The 18314-nt window shown below is 54.3% G+C and carries 17 protein-coding genes; 4 read left to right on the plus strand and 13 right to left on the minus strand.

Going from position 1 to position 18314, the window contains the following annotated elements:
* Window positions 1-51: 51 nt before the first annotated feature.
* The 5 genes from VIN76_RS12770 to VIN76_RS12790 form a co-directional block, all read right to left on the minus strand.
* The gene (locus VIN76_RS12770) at window positions 52-1074 is read right to left on the minus strand and encodes a DUF2889 domain-containing protein (protein ID WP_332042235.1); all 1023 of its coding nucleotides are present in this window, start codon (window positions 1072-1074) and stop codon (window positions 52-54) included.
* Between the two features lie 23 nt (window positions 1075-1097).
* A complete protein-coding gene (locus VIN76_RS12775) occupies window positions 1098-1892 on the minus strand; it encodes an SDR family oxidoreductase (protein ID WP_332042236.1) in 795 nt (264 codons plus the stop codon).
* 81 nt (window positions 1893-1973) lie between these two features.
* Complete coding sequence (locus tag VIN76_RS12780; protein WP_332042237.1) at window positions 1974-3473, minus strand: long-chain fatty acid--CoA ligase; 1500 nt, start codon at window positions 3471-3473, stop codon at window positions 1974-1976.
* Window positions 3473-4231 carry an SDR family NAD(P)-dependent oxidoreductase gene (locus VIN76_RS12785; RefSeq protein ID WP_332042238.1) on the minus strand — a complete coding sequence of 253 codons (759 nt, stop codon included), beginning with the start codon at window positions 4229-4231 and terminating at the stop codon, window positions 3473-3475. The genes VIN76_RS12780 and VIN76_RS12785 overlap by 1 nt, the downstream gene beginning before the upstream one ends.
* Window positions 4232-4366: 135 nt before the next feature.
* Window positions 4367-4939 carry a TetR family transcriptional regulator gene (locus VIN76_RS12790; protein ID WP_332042239.1) on the minus strand — a complete coding sequence of 191 codons (573 nt, stop codon included), beginning with the start codon at window positions 4937-4939 and terminating at the stop codon, window positions 4367-4369.
* 63 nt (window positions 4940-5002) lie between these two features.
* Here VIN76_RS12790 and VIN76_RS12795 point away from each other — a divergent pair, with 63 nt between their 5' ends.
* The 3 genes from VIN76_RS12795 (at window position 5003) to VIN76_RS12805 (ending at window position 8581) form a co-directional block, all read left to right on the plus strand.
* A complete protein-coding gene (locus tag VIN76_RS12795) occupies window positions 5003-6184 on the plus strand; it encodes a cytochrome P450 (protein WP_332042240.1) in 1182 nt (393 codons plus the stop codon).
* A 121-nt stretch (window positions 6185-6305) separates the two neighbouring features.
* Complete coding sequence (locus tag VIN76_RS12800; protein ID WP_332042241.1) at window positions 6306-7781, plus strand: aldehyde dehydrogenase family protein; 1476 nt, start codon at window positions 6306-6308, stop codon at window positions 7779-7781.
* Window positions 7782-7792: 11 nt separating this feature from the next.
* A complete protein-coding gene (locus tag VIN76_RS12805; protein ID WP_332042242.1) occupies window positions 7793-8581 on the plus strand; it encodes an SDR family oxidoreductase in 789 nt (262 codons plus the stop codon).
* Window positions 8582-8620: 39 nt separating this feature from the next.
* On the opposite strand, the gene VIN76_RS12810 is transcribed toward VIN76_RS12805, so the two are convergent.
* Genes VIN76_RS12810 through VIN76_RS12820 form a run of 3 tightly spaced genes read right to left on the minus strand, consistent with a single transcriptional unit; the run spans window position 8621 to window position 11741 of the window.
* The gene (locus tag VIN76_RS12810) at window positions 8621-9409 is read right to left on the minus strand and encodes a tyrosine-protein phosphatase (RefSeq protein WP_332042243.1); all 789 of its coding nucleotides are present in this window, start codon (window positions 9407-9409) and stop codon (window positions 8621-8623) included.
* Window positions 9406-10917, minus strand: a complete 1512-nt coding sequence (locus VIN76_RS12815) for an AMP-binding protein (RefSeq protein ID WP_332042244.1) — start codon at window positions 10915-10917, stop codon at window positions 9406-9408. Before VIN76_RS12815 ends, VIN76_RS12810 begins: the two co-directional genes overlap by 4 nt.
* Window positions 10914-11741, minus strand: coding sequence for a FadR/GntR family transcriptional regulator (locus VIN76_RS12820; RefSeq protein WP_332042245.1), 828 nt, complete (start codon window positions 11739-11741; stop codon window positions 10914-10916). Before VIN76_RS12820 ends, VIN76_RS12815 begins: the two co-directional genes overlap by 4 nt.
* A 281-nt stretch (window positions 11742-12022) precedes the next feature.
* Here VIN76_RS12820 and VIN76_RS12825 point away from each other — a divergent pair, with 281 nt between their 5' ends.
* The gene (locus tag VIN76_RS12825) at window positions 12023-12883 is read left to right on the plus strand and encodes an SMP-30/gluconolactonase/LRE family protein (RefSeq protein ID WP_332042246.1); all 861 of its coding nucleotides are present in this window, start codon (window positions 12023-12025) and stop codon (window positions 12881-12883) included.
* A gap of 69 nt (window positions 12884-12952) precedes the next feature.
* Here VIN76_RS12825 and VIN76_RS12830 read toward each other — a convergent pair whose 3' ends face one another.
* From VIN76_RS12830 to VIN76_RS12850, 5 genes are all read right to left on the minus strand, one after another.
* On the minus strand, window positions 12953-13933 hold the full coding sequence (locus VIN76_RS12830; RefSeq protein ID WP_332042247.1) for a nitronate monooxygenase family protein: 981 nt from the start codon (window positions 13931-13933) through the stop codon (window positions 12953-12955).
* A 54-nt stretch (window positions 13934-13987) separates the two neighbouring features.
* Window positions 13988-14917, minus strand: a complete 930-nt coding sequence (locus tag VIN76_RS12835; RefSeq protein ID WP_332042324.1) for a nitronate monooxygenase — start codon at window positions 14915-14917, stop codon at window positions 13988-13990.
* 5 nt (window positions 14918-14922) lie between these two features.
* On the minus strand, window positions 14923-15981 hold the full coding sequence (locus tag VIN76_RS12840) for a DUF7065 domain-containing protein (protein ID WP_332042248.1): 1059 nt from the start codon (window positions 15979-15981) through the stop codon (window positions 14923-14925).
* 123 nt (window positions 15982-16104) lie between these two features.
* A complete protein-coding gene (locus VIN76_RS12845) occupies window positions 16105-17103 on the minus strand; it encodes an acyl-CoA dehydrogenase family protein (protein ID WP_332042249.1) in 999 nt (332 codons plus the stop codon).
* The gene (locus tag VIN76_RS12850) at window positions 17100-18311 is read right to left on the minus strand and encodes an acyl-CoA dehydrogenase family protein (RefSeq protein WP_332042250.1); all 1212 of its coding nucleotides are present in this window, start codon (window positions 18309-18311) and stop codon (window positions 17100-17102) included. Before VIN76_RS12850 ends, VIN76_RS12845 begins: the two co-directional genes overlap by 4 nt.
* Between the last annotated feature and the right edge of the window lie 3 nt (window positions 18312-18314).

An 18314-nucleotide genomic window follows, 5' to 3' on the forward strand; every position in this document is an offset into this window, starting at 1 on the left:
ACTCTTCACTGTAAGAAATGCGTCCAAATCCGTTGTCTTGTGACTTATTTATCACTCATCGCTTGGCGTCGGTAATGCGCGAACAAGAGCGGGCACATCGGCCAGTGCGCGCAATACGTCGTTAAGGTGTGTGCAGCCCAATGTGCCTGCCAATGTGTCGAGGACAGTGTGTCGGAATCCTTCAACATTTTGTCCGACCATGCGCGCTGCCTTCATCGCTGCACCGGGACATTCGCGAAAAGGAAGGATCAGCGGCAAAACCTGGAGTGACAGCAGAGTGTCGTTCGTTTCATCAATCTCGGCATAGACACGATATTCATGTACCGCTGTCCGCGTCCCTTGTGGGTTGGGACCGCTGTCCTGAAACCCTGCATCCACTTTGATAACGCCTTCCGCGCGCCATATATCAATGCGCCGTGCGCGCCGAGCCATTGGCCGCCCCTGTTGCTCTGGCAGATCGTGCCACCCCATTGGATCGTCCGGATTAACGAGCAATCCAACTTCGGTCGAAGATTGGTTGGGATGGTCCACACTGCCATCCTCTAACAGCGAGCTCGCCCCCTCGGTAAAGCCGGTGCAGACATTCACCATCCGCCCCTTGTTTCCTGCCGTAGTTTTTTGTCCGCTACCCGATACCCGCTTTTGCCAGTCCTCGGTCCAGCGCGACCAAATCCACCCGGCAACCAGACTGGCACCGGCAAAATCGTCGAGAAGCTGAAAGAGCGTTGTTCCCTGAATGTCTCCAAGCGCGGCTTCTAATGCGCGGCGACTTGCTCCGCCAGCGCGCACGCCAACCAACTCCTGTAATCGTGGATGGTCGGGGGTCGCAGCAATTTCCAATATCTCGCGCATCGGGGATGTCCGAATCCGATAATCCGCCGTGGCCAGTTCAACTGCATCGCCGTTAAAGGGCGTCAGCAGGTCGCGGGCAGCCCCGGTCATTATCCAGGCTTTACCGAAACCATCCGGCCAATCGGAGTCAATCGACGTAGTTCGCCGAATGGACCCCGGCCGACGCAGCGGTGCAGGCCCAGCCGAGGCTTGAGCGAAAGGAAATTGCTGCGGTGCATTCATAATATATTCCCTAATCCCAGAGACTATCTTGGTGGCATGCGTATAGCACCATCAAGACGCAGGTTCTGCCCGTTGAAATACCCGTTACGCACCAGCTCCAGCACAAGACTGCCAAACTCCTCCGGATGGCCAAGGCGTTTCGGGAATGGCACAGACGCAGCCAGTCCTTCGAAAATCGCAGGAGCCTTGTCCTTCACCGCAAGCATTGGCGGAGTTGCGAAAATACCGGGCATGATCGAATTGATGCGAATACCCAAATCCATCAAGTCACGGGCCATGGGGAGTACCAACCCGTTTACACCGGCCTTTAATGAACCATATCCAACCTGCCCGATTTGCGCATCCTGCGCCGCCGCAGAGGCGGTAAGTATAATCGTACCGCGCTCGCCATCTTCGTTCAGCGGATCGGCATTAGCCATGCCGAGCGCAGCAAGTGAAGCAAGCCGATAGCTGGCAATAAGAATACCTTGCGCCGAAAATGCATAATCCTCGGTAGAATAACGGACATAGCCTCCGGTATTTTTGTCATAGCGCACCGTTTTGCCACCCTTGGAAATTTGCGCGCAGTGGACGAGGACGCGTTCTTGGCCATGTGCAGCACGCGCTGCTTCATATCCGGCAACAACGCTCTCCTCACTGGTTATGTCGACCTTGCAGAATAAGCCGCCGATCGCGTCTGCAACCGCTTTTCCACCCTCTTCATTAACGTCAAAAATTGCGACCTTTGCACCCTGCTCCGCCAGCGCTTCGGCACTGGCACGCCCAAGCCCCGATGCACCGCCGGTGACAACTGCTGCAATTTGATTATCGAGTTTCATTATCCGAGATTCCTTATATTCTAGGTTGTTGAATTATTATGTGGTTGTCGCCATCGACTACCCTGCCGATGAAATTTTCCATCATGGGTCTACTGCAAATAATGACCGCAGCCCCGGCGCCGATGGCTTCATGGAAGGGGTACGCGGAAAATCAGCGACATAGCGGAAGTGGACTGGCACCTGATAGGCTATTAACCGTGATTTGAGCCAAGCCTTAAGCTCGTCAACGGCTGGTGCGTCAGCAGATTCTTTCAGGATGACAGCAGCTGCCGGCACTGCGCCAAGCCGTTTGTCGGGAACGCCAACCAGGGCGGACTCAAGCACAGCAGGATGCTCATTAAGGACCCGCACAATATCATCGGGATGCACCTTGAAGCCGCCGCGGATAATGGCATTGTCAGCCCTGCCCTTGATATACAGGAAACGGTCGGCATCAAGCACCGCCCGATCCGTAGTGCGAAGCCATTGCATATCATTGTTGAGCTGCTCGCCCTTTAACTCAAGTAGGCCTTCTTCACCGGGAGGTAAATTCGCACCTGTATCGGCATCAACAACCCGCGCCTCAATATCGCTATGCACCCGGCCAACAGCACCGCGCTTTTGCTTCCATAGCGACCTGAAATCGTCAATGGACCAGCCCGCTACCGCTCCAGCAAATTCCGTTGCACCATAATTGCTGCATATGGGTATGCCATATTTGTCAAGAAAAGCGTCAACCAGATCGGCGGGCAACGGCGCTGTACCGGAAATCAAGGCGTGCAGGCTGGCAAGGTCTTTGGGATCAACATTGGCATCAAGCAGCATGCGGACCGCTGACGGAACTGCCGGAGCAACCGCCGGCTTGTTGCGCTTCACCGTGGCAACCCATGCGTCGACAGTGAATTTTTCAAGCAATGCGATTTTCCGGCCCGCTGCAAGTGCGGCAATACAGCCGTAGATCCCGCCAATATGGGTCAGCGGATTGATGACCATTGTGCAGCCAGAGCTAAGCTTTGGAGGATCGTCGAAACTACGGCCGCGTTCATATTTAGTGAAACCGCGAAAACTGGCATCGAAAGCGGCCCTGCTAAGCGGCACGCGCTTGGGATTGCCAGTAGTGCCGCTGGTTAGCATTTCGATCGCGACACCGGGTGATGTGCGTATGTCGGTGCGAATTTCGGGATTCACTACGCGAACGCCTTCAAGACACGCGCCGATTTCAATTACGGCCGATCCGGCGTCGGCCATCGCTTCGCTCATGCCAGGGCGCGCCAAATCGCTGGCGTCGGCAATGATTACGGGCAGATCAAGCTCTGCCACATCAGCGAACAGTTTTTCATCGGGCAGAATCGGGTTGAGCGTGACAAGGCATCTGTCTGATGAAAGCACCGCAACAATCGCAGCGATATGTCCGGGACGGTTACGGAGCATGATTCCCACGCGGGCATCAACCGGCAAATCCATTGATACAAGTGCAGCTTCAATTGCCTGGACAACATCCGCAATCTGCCGCCAGCTATAATCTTCTCCGTTGAACTCGATTTCAGTGCGATCAGGGTCAATTGCCATTATCGCCCGCAATTTTTCAGTCATCAGTGCCATTAGAGAGATAGCCCTCCGCTGGCTTCGATCACCTGCCCTGTCACCCAACGCGCATCGTCGCCAAGCAACATCATTACCGCTCCCGCAATATCTTCTGGCTCGCCGATCCGGCCCATTGGCGTGTTTTTAGCTGTTGCTTCGTCCCAACCCGGTTTTTCCCGCAGCGATGCGATGAAGTCGGTAGCCACTGCACCCGGCGCGACGCAATTACATGTGATGTTACGCTTTGCGACAGAAAGCGCAGTAGAATAAGTCAGGCTTTGGATAGCGCGCTTGGTCATCGCATAAGCCGCAGCAAAAGGTTGCCCCACTTTGCCAGACATAGAGCCGATATTCACAATCCGCCCACCATCACGCATACGCGAAAGCGCCGCTTGGGTCACAAAATGCGGACCTTTCATATTTACGGCAATCAACTGGTCATAGAGGTCTTCATCAATAGCTTGCAGTGAACCATCGCGGCCAGCATGGCCGACCCCGGCATTATTGATCAGGATATCCAGATTTGGAGCACCTCCAAAGACTTTGTCACATGCCGCAAACATCCGATCTGTATCGGTTAGAGATGATACATCTGCTTGCACTGTGAAGGCTCGTCCACCGTGTGAGATAATCTCTTCAGCCAGATCCTGTGCCGCCGCTTCGCTGTGGGTATAGTTTATCGCGACCTGCGCTTTTGCTGCTGCGAGTCGCCGTACAATAGCAGCGCCGATGCCACGCGATCCGCCGGTCACCAACGCAGTCTTTCCTGTGAGCACCCCTATGTTCTCCTAAGATTATTTATAAGACATAATTGACTTAGTTATATAACTGAAGCAAGGCTTATATCAAATAATGATATAGGAGAGTCGATCATCACGGCGCTAAAAGGAAGTTTTCCGGGAGCCGGAACATTAATCCTCGACAATGGCTTGGAACTCGGCCTCCAGCCACTGGCGCAGGCTTGGGTGCACTTCGTCTGCAAAGGGTGGAAGGGGCAGCTGGTCACGATAGGTAAGAAAGCCCGTAGAAATAATCATAAAACGGGCGGCGCGCGTTTCCGCTTCTTCGCTGCCAAACCAGACGCTAAACGGCACGAAGATACGATCATGAAGCAAGCGGAGTGCAATTCTTCTCGCCTTGCTGTCAGCAACAGCGCCAAGCAGGATTGGCAGCGGATTGACCCGGCCGGGCGTCGAGAGGATAAAATTCGCGAGCACCAGCTTCCCGAAATTCTCTTTATCCAACTCGGTAACGATACGGACGTCGAGCACCTTCTCAAGCACCGCTTCAAACAATTTAAGCTTACCGCCAAAATACCGGCTGACCAGCGCCTGATTAACGCCCGCGCGATCGGTAATGTCGCGCACGCCGGTTTCGACAAAACCTTTCTTGGTAAAGATATGTTGTGCAGCCTTGAGAATTGCCTCCCGTGTGCGGTCCGCGTCACGCGTCTTGTTTTTCGGTTCTGCCGCTCCGGTTGCCATTCTTTTCTCCATCTTGACTCGATATGTAAACGTGTGTTTACCTAAATACAATAGGAGATGAATATGCCTGATTCGCAGATAAGAACACCAGTTTTTGAATTTGATTATATTGCAGACGAAGGTTTGCTGGCGGACTGTCATGCACGCTATTGGGAATTAAAAGAGTCTGCACCGCCGGTCTTCTGGACCAATGAACATGGCGGGCACTGGATGTGTAACACCGCTGCATCGGTGACGAAGGTTCTGCGCCATCCGGAGATTTTTTCGAGCCGTTTCCTTTCGATACCGCCCAACCCCGATCAGCCGAAAATGATACCGGAATCACTCGATCCGCCGGAACATCGGCCGTACCGGCAATTGCTGCGCCCGTTTTTTGAATCCAAAGCGATTGCACCATTGGAAGCAAGAGTTGTCGAATGGACCGATGAATTGCTCACCGAAACTGCGGCGCAGGGTGAATGCGAATTTGTCTCTACCGTCGCATCACGCCTTCCCGTCGCGGTGTTCATGGAGCTGTTCGGATTCCCGATGGAAAGCTTCGACGAGTTTCGCAGTCTTGTGACGACTTTTTTCAGCGTCCGTGCTGCACCGGAAGAACGGGCCGCCCTGGCACAGGAAATCATGGGTCATCTTGCGCAGTTGATCCAGTCACGCATGGCGGAACCAAAGGATGACATGATATCAAAGATCATCGTTTCCGAAATTGACGGACGGAAACTGGAGTTCGACGAATTGATGTCGATCGGATTTCTCATGTTCCTTGCTGGGCTCGACACGGTAACCAATGCCATGAGCTTTGGCATGCGTCATTTGGCGCATGATGAAGCGTTGCGCCAGCGCGCGATTGATGACCCCTCTATCATCCCCGACATGGTCGAAGAGCTACTGCGGCGCTATGCCTTTGTCGCGACGCCGCGCTACATCGTCCAGGATACCGAGCTGGAAGGAGCACAGTTAAGAGCTGGGGACTGCATATTGGCGCCTCTGCCTCTGATCGGCTGGGATGAAAAGTTGAACGAGGATCCCAAAAACGTATCGGTTGAGCGTCAATTTTACCGCCATGCCGCGTTTGGTTCCGGCATCCATACCTGCCTTGGTCTCCACCTCGCCCGGATGGAACTGATCGTCTTTTACCGCGCCTGGTTCAGCAGCATCGGCCATTTCCGGCAAATCGAAAAAGGCGATGAAAGCTGCCGGGGTGGAAGCGTCATGGCCCTTGAAAATTTGCATCTGGAATGGACATAGCGAAAGTTCGAAAACTCTCTCTGCTCGAGCGCGGGGCGTGAGAGCTAACAACCGTCTGTTGCAGATGGTGGATTGATTACTCCCCCTAACAACAGTTCGAAATATTGGAAAAGGATATGAAATGGCTAGCGCAGTACCCAAAGTCCACCTGCATATAGGTGGTGAGCAACGCACAAGCGGTAGCGGTGGTACACACCCTCACCTGCACCCCGTCACACAAGTTGTGCAGGCGGAGATCCCGCTGGCAGGGCCAAAAGAAGTTGAGGAAGCCGTCGACAAGGCGGAAGCCGTCAGGGAAGAATGGCGCCGTACCACTCCCGAAGCAAAACGGGATATTTTAAACCGTCTCGCCGACCTTCTTGAAGACAACAAGTCCGAGCTCGCACAAATGGCTGCCCTTGATGGTGGCACTACGCTGATGGTCGGAGAGCGCGGTGTTGAAACCGCCATAGCATGGACGCGTTATTATGCGGGCTGGTGCGACAAACTGACTGGCGAGCTGTTAAGCACCTTTGATACCCGCGGTGAATTTTCCTATTCCGTACCTGAGCCCATCGGAATTATAGGCATTATCATCACATGGAACGGACCAATAATCTCTTTGGCTATGAAGGTTTGTGCCGCACTTGCCGCTGGTAACTGCGTTATTTGCAAACCCGCCGAAATTACGCCTTTTGCACCTGAGTTGTTCGCACAGCTATGTAAACAGGCAGGGCTGCCTGACGGTGTATTATCAGTGCTTCCCGGCACGGCCGAATGCGGAGACGCGATTGTCCGCCATAAAAAGGTCCGCAAGATCAGCTTTACCGGCGGACCGATCACAGCACGTAAAATCCTTGCCGCGTGCGCCGAGGAAATCAAACCATCTGTGATGGAGCTTGGCGGGAAATCGGCCAGTCTGGTCTTCCCCGACTGCGATATTCAGGCTGCAGCAGAACGTGCCGTGTTCTGGACCGTCGGATGTCTTTCCGGTCAGGGCTGCGCTCTTCCCACCCGCCAGCTTGTTCACGCCGACATCTATGATGATTTTGTTGCGCGGTTAAAGGCGATCATCGAACAGTTCAAAGTCGGCGATCCGATGGACCCGACGGTCATGGTTGGCCCAGTGATTAACAAAGCCGCTGTTGAGCGGATAACCGGAATGTTCGAGCGCGCCAAAGCCGATAATGCTGCTACCTTCCTGCTTGGCGGCGACCGCTGCAGCGGCGAGCTGGCCAAGGGTAACTTCATTGAACCGACACTGATCGTTGATGCCGACCCTGACCATGAAATCTCTCAGGTGGAAATTTTCGGTCCGGCAGTTGTGGTAATGAAATTCCACGATGAGGATGAGGCTGTCGCAATCGCCAATAACAGCGAATATGGCCTTGCCGCTTATATCCAATCGAACGACCTCCAACGTGTCCATCGCCTGTCAGAGCGCCTGAATGCCGGCGGCGTCTATAACAATGGCGGACTACAAATTAATCCCCATACACCCTTTGGCGGAATCGGCATTTCCGGCTTCGGTAAAGAAGGCGGCAAAGCCGGGATCGACGAATTTCTGCACTATAAAACCGTTACTATTGGTGTCGGTGCCCCGATATTTCCCAAATAAGGACAGGCTTCATGGCTGATTTTACTAATGATAATTTTCGTCTCGACGGCAAGGTCGCAATAGTTACTGGCGCTGGCGGGCGGGGGAACAGCATTGGCCGCGCCTATGCCGTGGCTCTCGCTAATGCAGGAGCGCAAGTAGTGGTGGCCGACCTCAACGGAGAAGGCGCACAAGCTGTCGCTGAAGAAATCAATGCAGATGGCGGCAAAGCCCTGGCTTTACAGGTTGATATTACCGACACTGGTTCAGTCGAAAATATGGCCGTTAAAACCAAAGAAGCGTTTGGCGGGATAGACATATTGGTCAATAATGCCGCCTTGATGGTCGAGATTGTCGACAAGCCGCTGATCCAGACTGACAAGGACCGCTTTGACAAGAGCATAGGGGTCAACCTGTGGGGCGCAATAAACTGCGCGCAGGTAGTTGCGCCCTATATGGCCGAGCGCGGCGGAGGAGCCATCGTCAATCAGGTATCGGCAGGAGCATTTCCCGCACAGTCATTTTACGGCGTTACAAAAATCGCTCTGCTCGGTGCGACCACAACCCTGGCAACCGAACTTGGCGCGCAAAATATCCGTGTCAACGCAATCGGCCCAGGGATGACCAAGAGCGATGCCGGGCTTGCTTTGACGCCGGATGACAGCCCGATGGTGCAATTTGTTGAAGCAAAGACACCAATTCAAGGGCGCGACACACCCGATGCGCTTTGCGGCGCGTTACTACTACTGGTTTCCGAAGCTGGCCGGTGGATGACGGGTCAGGTGCTAAATGTCGATGGCGGCTGGGTGATGCGCAACTAGGCAGTTATCTGAAGGATAGAAGAACAAATTCCTGCATAATCATGCAAGCAAATGTTCTTCTATCTTCGCCAGCTTTGGCTTTGTGACGTGCAGTAAATCCTCCGCGTAGGGGGCGGCAGAACCATGGCTCTCCTTAATCGCTGTAAAGGCGTTGTCGAGATATTCTGCCTCGACCGACATCAGCGTGCGGATTGCCTCGTCCTCGATCTGCTCCCCATATTTACCCCGGATCACAAGCGCACCGGCGGCTATCCGCTTGTCGATATTGCCTGCTACATTGGTTAGCAAATAATCAGCGCGAATGTCATCGTCATGTACACCCAGCAGCTTGTGCAACAGCCCCACCGCGAAACCCGTGCGATCCTTACCCGCCAGACAGTGGATCAAACTGGTACCGTCACGCGTTGCAAGCGCATCAAAATAAAGCCGTAACACAGCAACCAGATTAGGTCTGAACGGCATATTTTTATATAACTGCGCCATTGCCTCGCGCGCTTGTTCGGCTGTCCGGACTGCCTCGGCAGCTTCGAGATGCGGTGCGTTAGTGCTTTGCTCGGCCGTTTCTCCCGGAGCGAATAATATCTGGGCATTAAAATTTTCTGCCCGGGCGCACGGGAAGTGCATCCGTTCGCTATCACCGCGTAAATCTATCACTGTTTCCAGTTTCAAGACGGACACGGCTGCCAGATCATCCGGGGTAGCGTCCAGATGCTGACCTGAACGATACAGAAGCCCTGTCTTGAACCGGGAACCTTCCCGCGCTGCATAGCCTCCGTAGTCGCGGAAATTATGGATACCTTCCATGGGCAGGATGCGCTCTTTGATCACAGGCGGTTCCTCAACTCATGCTTCAAGACTTTCCCTGATGCATTACGCGGAAGCTCGTCCACGATGCTGAGCAATTCCGGGGTTTTCTGTTTGGCGATACCTGCTGCCAAAAAGTGATCGCGAATGTCTTCAAGCGTGAGTGAGGCGCCGGGTAAAAGCACAATACATGCCCGCACAACCTCTCCCATCCTTTCATCGGGCGCTGCAATAACGGCAGCATCTGCGACGGCATCCATACGGAGCAAAACAGCCTCAACCTCTTTCGAGGATATATTCTCGCCGCCGCGTATGATGATGTCCTTCTTGCGGTCGGTAATCAGTAAACAGCCATCCTCATCCAGCCGGCCAATGTCGCCGCTGCGATACCACCCGCCGGGAAGAAACGCAGCTTCGTTAAGGGACGGATCGAGATATCCCATAAAAAGTTCAGGTCCGCGTGAGCATATCTCGCCATCCTCGCCCGCTGGAACGTCGTTACCATCATCGTCAACGAACCGAATCTCTGACCCGATAATTGCCCGGCCTTCCGTATGAAGCTGTTTGTCGAGCGGATCATCGACAGTCCCAGAGGTTACAGACGGATGCTCACTCGATCCATAGCAATGATAGACTGCCAGCCCCTGTTGTTGACAGGTTTCTATCAATGAGGGCGGCACAGGCGCAGCGCCCACAATATATTGACGTAAAGATGAAAGATCATGGCCATTCGCATCGGCCGCCGCCATAATACCCGAAAGATGAAAAGGAGTGCCTGATGAACTCGTCACACGATAGCGCTCAACCAGTTCGGCAGCCAGCGCGGCATCCCACTGGTCCATTAAGACCACAGGCGAGCCCTGGCAGAGATGGCGATACATTGAGAGCGCGCCAGCGACATGGCCCGGCGGCCAAGGCGAAAGAATTGCGTCATCTTCTGACTCCTCACGCATAAGGCGCATTGTTTCCAGCTCGGCGAGCAAACCACGCGCCGAATGCATGACCCCTTTTGGATCGGCGGTCGTGCCAGACGTAAACACCAATAACGCAAGATCTTCGGAATTCACTGCAACGGGTTTTGAAATCGGTCCATCCGCTTCAAGCGCTTCAAATTCGGGGCCTAGAATAATATGGCGTTCTAACTTTGGAAGCGGACCACAATCGGCGACGACACGGGCATAGTCAACATTGCGGAAGCTGCCCGGAGTGAAGAGCCATTTAGCTCCGGACTGGCGTAGAATGAAACCCAATTCCTTTGCGCCATAGATAGTCACAATAGGTAGCATTACTGCGCCTGCATGGCTTGCGGCACCGGCGACCACCAACCACTCCCGCCAATTGGGCAACATACAGCCAATGATATCACCTGGCGCGATACCTGCCGCTATCATCCTAGTTCCCATTCTCTGCCCGGCTGCCACGATCTCTGCCAGAGTGGTTGTGCAAGGTCTGATATCGGAAGCTACGGCAAGATACGCTTCTGGTTTCCGCAACGATGCGGCGGTTATTGCCTCAATTAAACTGCTACTCATCTCGGTAAAGAATCTACGATCCGGTCGGCTTCACCTCTTCCTGCCCAGGTCTCGTTCGCATTTCTCAAATGGAGCCGCCAGTGTTCGACGGCTTCTTCAACATTCCCGCTCTCAATGAGATTAACCAGTTTGGCATAGGACTTGAAGCCTACCCGAATGCTTTTCATGCGCTCTTCGGTCGACCTTGGCTGTCGGCGCTGATAGTCATTTTGATGTGTGCGAGCGAGATTAAGCAGCAAACGGTTCATGAAACTCAACGTCTTATTGCCTGTCGCTTCCACCAGCACCTGGTGAAAATAGGCAATATTATTGATAAACTCGTCATATTGCTCGTTTATGAGCATTTCATTCAATTCTTCGAGTGTGCTTTTCACCTTGGCCATACCTGGGGTCTGGCCTTTCTCGATTGCCAGCCACCGAACGACGGTTGGCTCAATGGCCAGGCGCGCAGCATATAAATCCGCGATTGTTGTTTTTTGCGATTCCAGCACATAGCCGGCATAGCGTGACACCAACTCGGTCGAGGGCTTATGCACGCGCGCACCGCTTCGCGAGCCACGGACAACACTTATCAGGTTTTCTGCCTCAAGTATGCGGAATGCTTCACGCAGGGTTGGGCGCGATATACCCAATGTAACCATCAAAGTGCCTTCGGGCGGCAGTGTGTCATCCTCGTTCAGTTCACCGCGGATGATTTGTTCACGAATCTGGTCGGCAACAAGTTCAGATGTTTTTGGAACCCGGATACGCCCATTTTCACTTTCCTGCTGCAAAGTCACCGCCCCTTTATCTGATTTCGCCATATTCTTGTTCTTGCTTGCCATATCGGCTCATTAGGGCACCGAAGGAAAATCCGCAATCCGAACATCATCCAGCTATTCATATACCAAATGACAATCCTTCATTGAGAGTCCATTTTCCGTTCCTTCCGCGGATCGGCCAGACACACCTGTTTGATGCATAAGGTGAAGACTGGTGATGACGCCACGATGTAATGCTGTGGTACAGTCAATTCTCTCTCTCCCTTCACATAGGGTTGCGCCGCGACCTCATAGATGTCAATAGTTACATAACTAGGTTATATATGGTGAGAGAGGATAGCATCATGGATATCATCGCAGAAGGCCTCGCTTTCCCCGAAGGTCCGGTGGTATTCGCCGATGGATCGGTTATCGTTGTCGAACTGGCTGGTGGCCGGATTACTCGTTGCTGGAATGGACGCACAGAGATAGTCTGCGATATCGGAGGTGGGCCAAATGGCGCAGCTATAGGCCCTGATGGCGCGCTATATGTGTGCAATAGTGGCGGGCTCGACCTGAAGAAATTCCAGAATGCTCGCGGAGATGGCCATGAAGGGCGAATCGAGCGTGTTGATCTGGCCACCGGAAAATTTGAGCGCCTTTACGATAGCTGCGATGATATAGCGCTTGAGGCACCGAACGACATTGTTTTTGATGCCGAGGGGCGGATGTGGTTTACCGACCTTGGCAAGACGCATGATGGAATTCGCACCGCAAGCGGCCTGTTCAGCGCGCTGCCGGATGGATCGGCAATCAGCGCGATTAACCGGCACGCGGTTTCGTATAATGGTGTCGGCCTCTCCCCCGATGGCGCTTTCGTCTATGTAGCTGACACGCATCAGGCGCGCTTATATCGTTATGACCGCAAGGTAGAGGAGCAGCGCCCGAACTGGGTGGCGACTGCTCCGGGACCGGTGGGATTTGATAGCCTTGCCGTGACCGCTGCAGGCAATATCTGTATCGGAACCTTATATGATGGCGGAATCACAACGATCACACCTGATGGTATAGTGTCAAAATTCAGTATCGAAGAAGAGGTTTATGTCACCAATATTGCTTTTGGTGGCAAAGATACGCGCGACGCTTATATCACATTATCGCAATCAGGCCGCCTTGTGAAAACAGGTTGGGACGAACCGGGATTGCGGCTGAGCTTCAATGGGTGACCTAGACACGCAGCGTGACGCGGGCCGGAACATCTCTGCTCCGGCCCTGGCCTGACGCGCTAACGACCTTTATCTACGAAAATTTGCCAGTCGCTGGTCAAGGATTTCCTCGGCCTCGCCAATGATCCGGTCGATCAGTTCCTGACAGGTCGGAATATCATGGATCAACCCCTGTATCATCCCCGCCCAGAAAACACCTTTGCTGAGGTCTCCTGTTTCCAGCAATTCACGACCTGCAGTCCCCGCTACCAGTTCCTGCACATCACTAAACTGGGCATCCGGTTTGGCGAGCCGACGAACAACTTCTTCGCTGACTTCACTCTTGCCGACACGTGCCGTGTTTTTGAAGTTACGGAAAATGAGGAAACTGCCGCGCTCGTCATTATCGACATAGGCCTGTTTGACGTTATCGTGGATCGGTGCTTCTTTGGTGGCACAGAAGCGTGTGCCCATATTAATGCCTTCAGCGCCCAGTGCCAGCGCCGCAACCAGTCCACGGCCGTCACCAAAACCGCCAGATGCCAGCATCGGAATCTTCACCTTGTCAGCAGCAGCCGGGATAAGGATCAATCCCGGAATATCATCCTCACCGGGATGACCGGCACATTCGAAACCGTCGATTGAAATAATGTCACACCCGGCTTTTTCTGCCGATAGCGCGTGACGAACCGCTGTGCATTTGTGCAAGATGGTCACGCCATGGGGTTTTACTCGCGCCCATATCTCGCGAACTGCGGGGGTGCCCGCCGTTTCCATGATCTTGACACCGCTTTCTACGATAGCATCGGCATAGGCGTTATAATCGGGGGAATTGATTGTCGGAAAAACGGTCAGGTTCACACCGAAAGGCTTGTCGGTCATGTACCGGCATTTTTCAATCTCTTCGCGGAGCGCTTCCGGAGAGGGCTGGGTCAGGGCCGTAATGATGCCAAGACCACCGGCATTTGATACCGCACTGGCCATTTGCGCTGTTCCTACCGCTTGCATCCCGCCTTGGACAATTGGATGCTCAATGCCAAGCATCTCCGTAATCCGTGTCTTAAAAGCCATTCCTAAACCCCTTATATTATTACAGTTATCTTCTAATTAGCCACCGAATATGGCCTAAGTCCAGCCACTGGTAATCTCTTCAAGCCGGCTGCGCCAATCAGGAAGAGCCGGCAGAGCTTCCAACTCCGCAGTCAGCCTGCTGACCAGATCCGCCACAGGTTCGACCGCATCGATCAAGCCAACGCTCTGCCCTGCACTCCAAATATCGCGCCACGGGATTACGCCTTCCGGCATGGGCGTGCGCGTGTTCGCTAATGTTTTATAATCGAGACCGGCATTTTCTATCGACTGGCGCATCCAATGGGCCGGCACGCCGTTCATCGCTGCCGATACAACGATGTCATCAGCCCCGACATCCGGTATCATAGCCCTGTGCCCTTCGATAACTCCGCTCTCCGGGGTGGCGATAAAGCGTGTTCCCATACAGGCAATGTCGCCGCCCAAAGCCAATGCCGCGGCGATTCCATGCACGTCTGCAATTCCGCCCGCAACTATCAGCAGTCCGTCAAAAATCCGCCGCACTGCGGGCACAAAGGCCATGGGAGTCAGGAAACCGGTATGCCCGCCAGCGCCCGAACATGTCAGCATCAACCCATCTGCACCAGCGTCAATCGCCTTTTGGGCATGTTTCATCGTCGTCACGTCATGGACAACGCGCCCTCCCCAACCGTGGACACGCTCAACCAGTGACGAAGGGTCGCCAAGACTGGAAAGGACAAGCGGCACACGATAGCGTTCGAGCATTGATATCCGTTCGGCAGCATCTGGATCGCTACCCCACCGAGCCGGAAGATTGACGATCGGCGGCGCACCTTTAATGCCATCCAGGGCCTTTAGATAATCCTCGAAGATTTCATCCGGGGTAAAAGTCCCCCCTTGCCAGCCCCCGATCACCCCTGCACCGCAACAAGCAGCCGCGAGTGGCACCGATGAGGCAAAGCTCATTGGTGCACACATCAACGGAAGTGACAGGTTCGCCAACATGGCGCTCACGCAGTTGCTTTTAACGCATCCAGCACGCGGACAAAGTGCCGCGGGTTCCAGACATCCTGATCCTCGCCCCAGCCGATGCCGCCGTCTATATCCCAGCGCATGAGTTGATTGACGCCGTATCCTGCCTCGCTCATCGTGCTCACGACAAAGCCTTCACTCACCATTTCGCGGCCCAGTTCATCAACCAGTTCGACCTGCATATGCGTGGACCAGCCGGTTTTCGGGCTGCGGAAACTGCGCATACGCGATTTTCCGGCATCCAGCGTTCCGAATGTATCATCCCGCCTGATCCAGCCCGCATTCATTGGCGCCCAGCCTTCGGCATCGGCTTCTTGCAAGCGGGCAAAGCCAAGGAATCCTGTACCATCACGGCGATGGCCAAAAATATACTGGATACGCCCGCGCCCTTTTTCCCGTTCAATCTCACGCCAACGCGCGCCGCCAGGATGCTTCACACGGTCCATGTCGCTGGCATATTTTTTGGGTGACGCAGCATAAGGGCCACCACGTGGACCCCAAGTCCGGTCACGCACACCAATCCCGTCAATACGAATACGCTCACCGCGCAAGGTCATCCACCCCTCTACATGGCCTAGTTGATCAAAATGGGGGGTTTGCATGAAAGGCGGCCTGCCCGGAGGAAAGCGATGCGGCTCGTGAAGACCGCTATGTGTGAAATCAAGCGCAAAACCGCGAGCGGGATCTTCATATTGCAGATGATATTTCATCCCCGGCTCAAGCATTTTAAGGCTATAGCCCGGGCCATCCTTGTCACCGGGAAAAGTTATATCACGCAGATCGGGATTATCTGGCATCGCCGCTTCCTCAACCTTGCGGTAATAGGCCATGCGAGCAGGATCATAACCCTCGTCATCCCACGCAAAAATACGCCAGGTTATGCTTTTGCGGTTTTGATAATAAGGCGCGTGGATCCAGCAACCGATTTTCCGTTCGGGAATATTGAACGACCACCAGTTGGTTTCCGTTTCATAAGGATCGTCCGAAAGCTGGTGATAGCAATCATCCTCGGGCGTAAATGTAAGTTTCTCTGACATATCCATTCTCCTAAATCTTATCCTGACCGTTCATTGAGGCCATAACCAATTTCACCCCCTGCGGCCGGATACAAACATTAGCGCGGCGGCAGCTGACTACCCCTTGCAGGCATCAAGCATCGATCACCAACCCGCCAGATCGGCCGCCCGCGCGCGGTGCTCGCTTGGGCTCCCCAGCCAGGCGCGGTCAAGCGCGGCCCTGCGGAACCAGTAGTTCAATCCATATTCCCAAGTATAACCAATGCCACCATGTGCCGCGACGGCAGCGCGGGCCGAGCGGACATAAACATCGCAAAGATGCGCCTTCGCCATGGCAGCCGTACGGGGTGCTTCTTCCAGTTCGGCATCATGGGCATAGGCTGCATACCATAGCTGTGCCCGAGCTGGTTCGACATCCAGCGCCATTTGTGCAAGCTGATGCTTTAGTCCCTGAAACTGACCAATAGGTTGGCCAAATTGTTCACGTTCCTTGGCATATTCAACGCTCATATCCGTGCATTTTTGCGCGCCGCCCAGTGCGTCTGCAGCGATGAGGACTAGCGCGGCATCGAACAGCCTTGCGACCATCGGATCGCCCTTAGCAAACAGTTCGTGCGATTTTGCACCGCCAAAGCTGACCTTTGAAACCGGACGGCTTCTATCGGTCGAGCGAACGGATTGAATGGTAGCGCCGTCCCCGGCCACCACCAGCGAGATAGCGCCGTCACGATTGCCCGTGAGGAAAAAATCTGCAGCCCGGGCGCAAGGCACATATATGCTGTCACCGAATGCCAAGGCCGCAATGCTTTTGCCTTCGGCCAGCGCATCAAGATGTGTCTTGGCTGCATCATTGGACGAACGCGATACCGCCGCAACTGCAAGCATCTGGCCGATAAGCGGCCCGGCCGCAGCCGTTTCGCCTGCAACCTCGCTTGTCAATGCGGCATCCAGCAGCCCCATGCCGCTATCGGGCAATAATATCCCCGCCAACCCCAAAGCCATGAGCGCATCCCAGCTCGGCTGGTCCAGATCGGATTCATTATCGGCAAATTTGTGCAGGTGGCCCAACGACCAATTCTCGGCCATCGTGCCGCGAATGGCCTCTTGTATGGCCACTTGCTCCCCGGAAAGATGGAACCTCATTTGCTGCCCCCTCCAATTACATCACGGGGCAGACCGAGCCCGCGTTCGCCGATAATATTACGCTGGATATTCGTTGTCCCGCCAGCGATCGAATTGCCCAGACTGCCCATGATCTGGTCCATCCATTTTTCCGGACCCCTCGGACCGCGTGGCCCGCGTCCGCCAGCTCCGGCCGGTTCGATAAAGGCATATTCACCCATGAGTTCCTGGGCCAGAAGCGCAATTTCATGCCCTGTCTCGGTGAGTAGCAATTTCATCATAAGCTGCACCCGGCCAGGGTCTTCTCCGGCGGCGGCACAGGAAAACAACCGGAAACTGGTATAGCGGTGCGAAAGCACAAATCCCTCGATCTGCGCCAGCTTGTCCCTGATGACCGGGTCGGAAATGCGCCCGGTTTCTTTCGCCAGTTCAACCAGCTTTTGAAACTGTTTGCCCAGCCCATCGGCGCTACCAATACTGGCGCGTTCATGCTTTAGCGTAGTGCGGCTGACATACCAGCCTTGCCCGCGCTCACCCACCTGAAGACTGACCGGCGTTTCGGCATTATCAAAGAAAAATTCGCAAAAAGTGTGATCGCCCTCTTCACCGGTCATCTGGCGGATCGGTCGCCGCGTGATGCCGGGCTGGTCAAGGTCGATCAATAAATAGGTAATGCCGTCATGCTTGGGCGCATCAGGTTCCGTGCGGACGAGCATGAACATATGCGTCGCCTGCATGCCTTGCGAGGTCCATATTTTCTGACCGTTGATGATCCATTTGCTTCCATCAGCCGAAAGCTCGCCCTTGGTCCGCACACTGGCGAGGTCGGAGCCAGAGCCGGGTTCGGAATATCCCTGTCCCCAGATATATTCGCCCTCGACCGTTTTGCGAATGAACAGGTCTTTCTGTTCCTGAGTGCCCTTTTCAAGCAATGTCGGAACGGTCATATTCATGCCGTTACCGCCGACTTCCATCGGCGCGCGCTTGCGGGCAAACTCTTCGCGTATGACCTGCGCCTTTATCACATCGACAGGTTGCTCCGAGCCTCCATATATTTTGGGTATGGCCCGATAGAGATAGCCCTGCTCTGTTGCCTTTACCCGGAATTCACGAATATATTTCTTTAAATCTGCACCGCGCAGATCGGTGGAAGGACGCCAGTTTTCTGAAAGGAAAGCTTTAACCTCCCCGCGATAGGCCTCTGCCATCTCGCCGTAGCTTAAATCCATTGA

The organism is Parasphingorhabdus sp., from assembly GCF_036568145.1.
GTDB lineage: Bacteria > Pseudomonadota > Alphaproteobacteria > Sphingomonadales > Sphingomonadaceae > Parasphingorhabdus.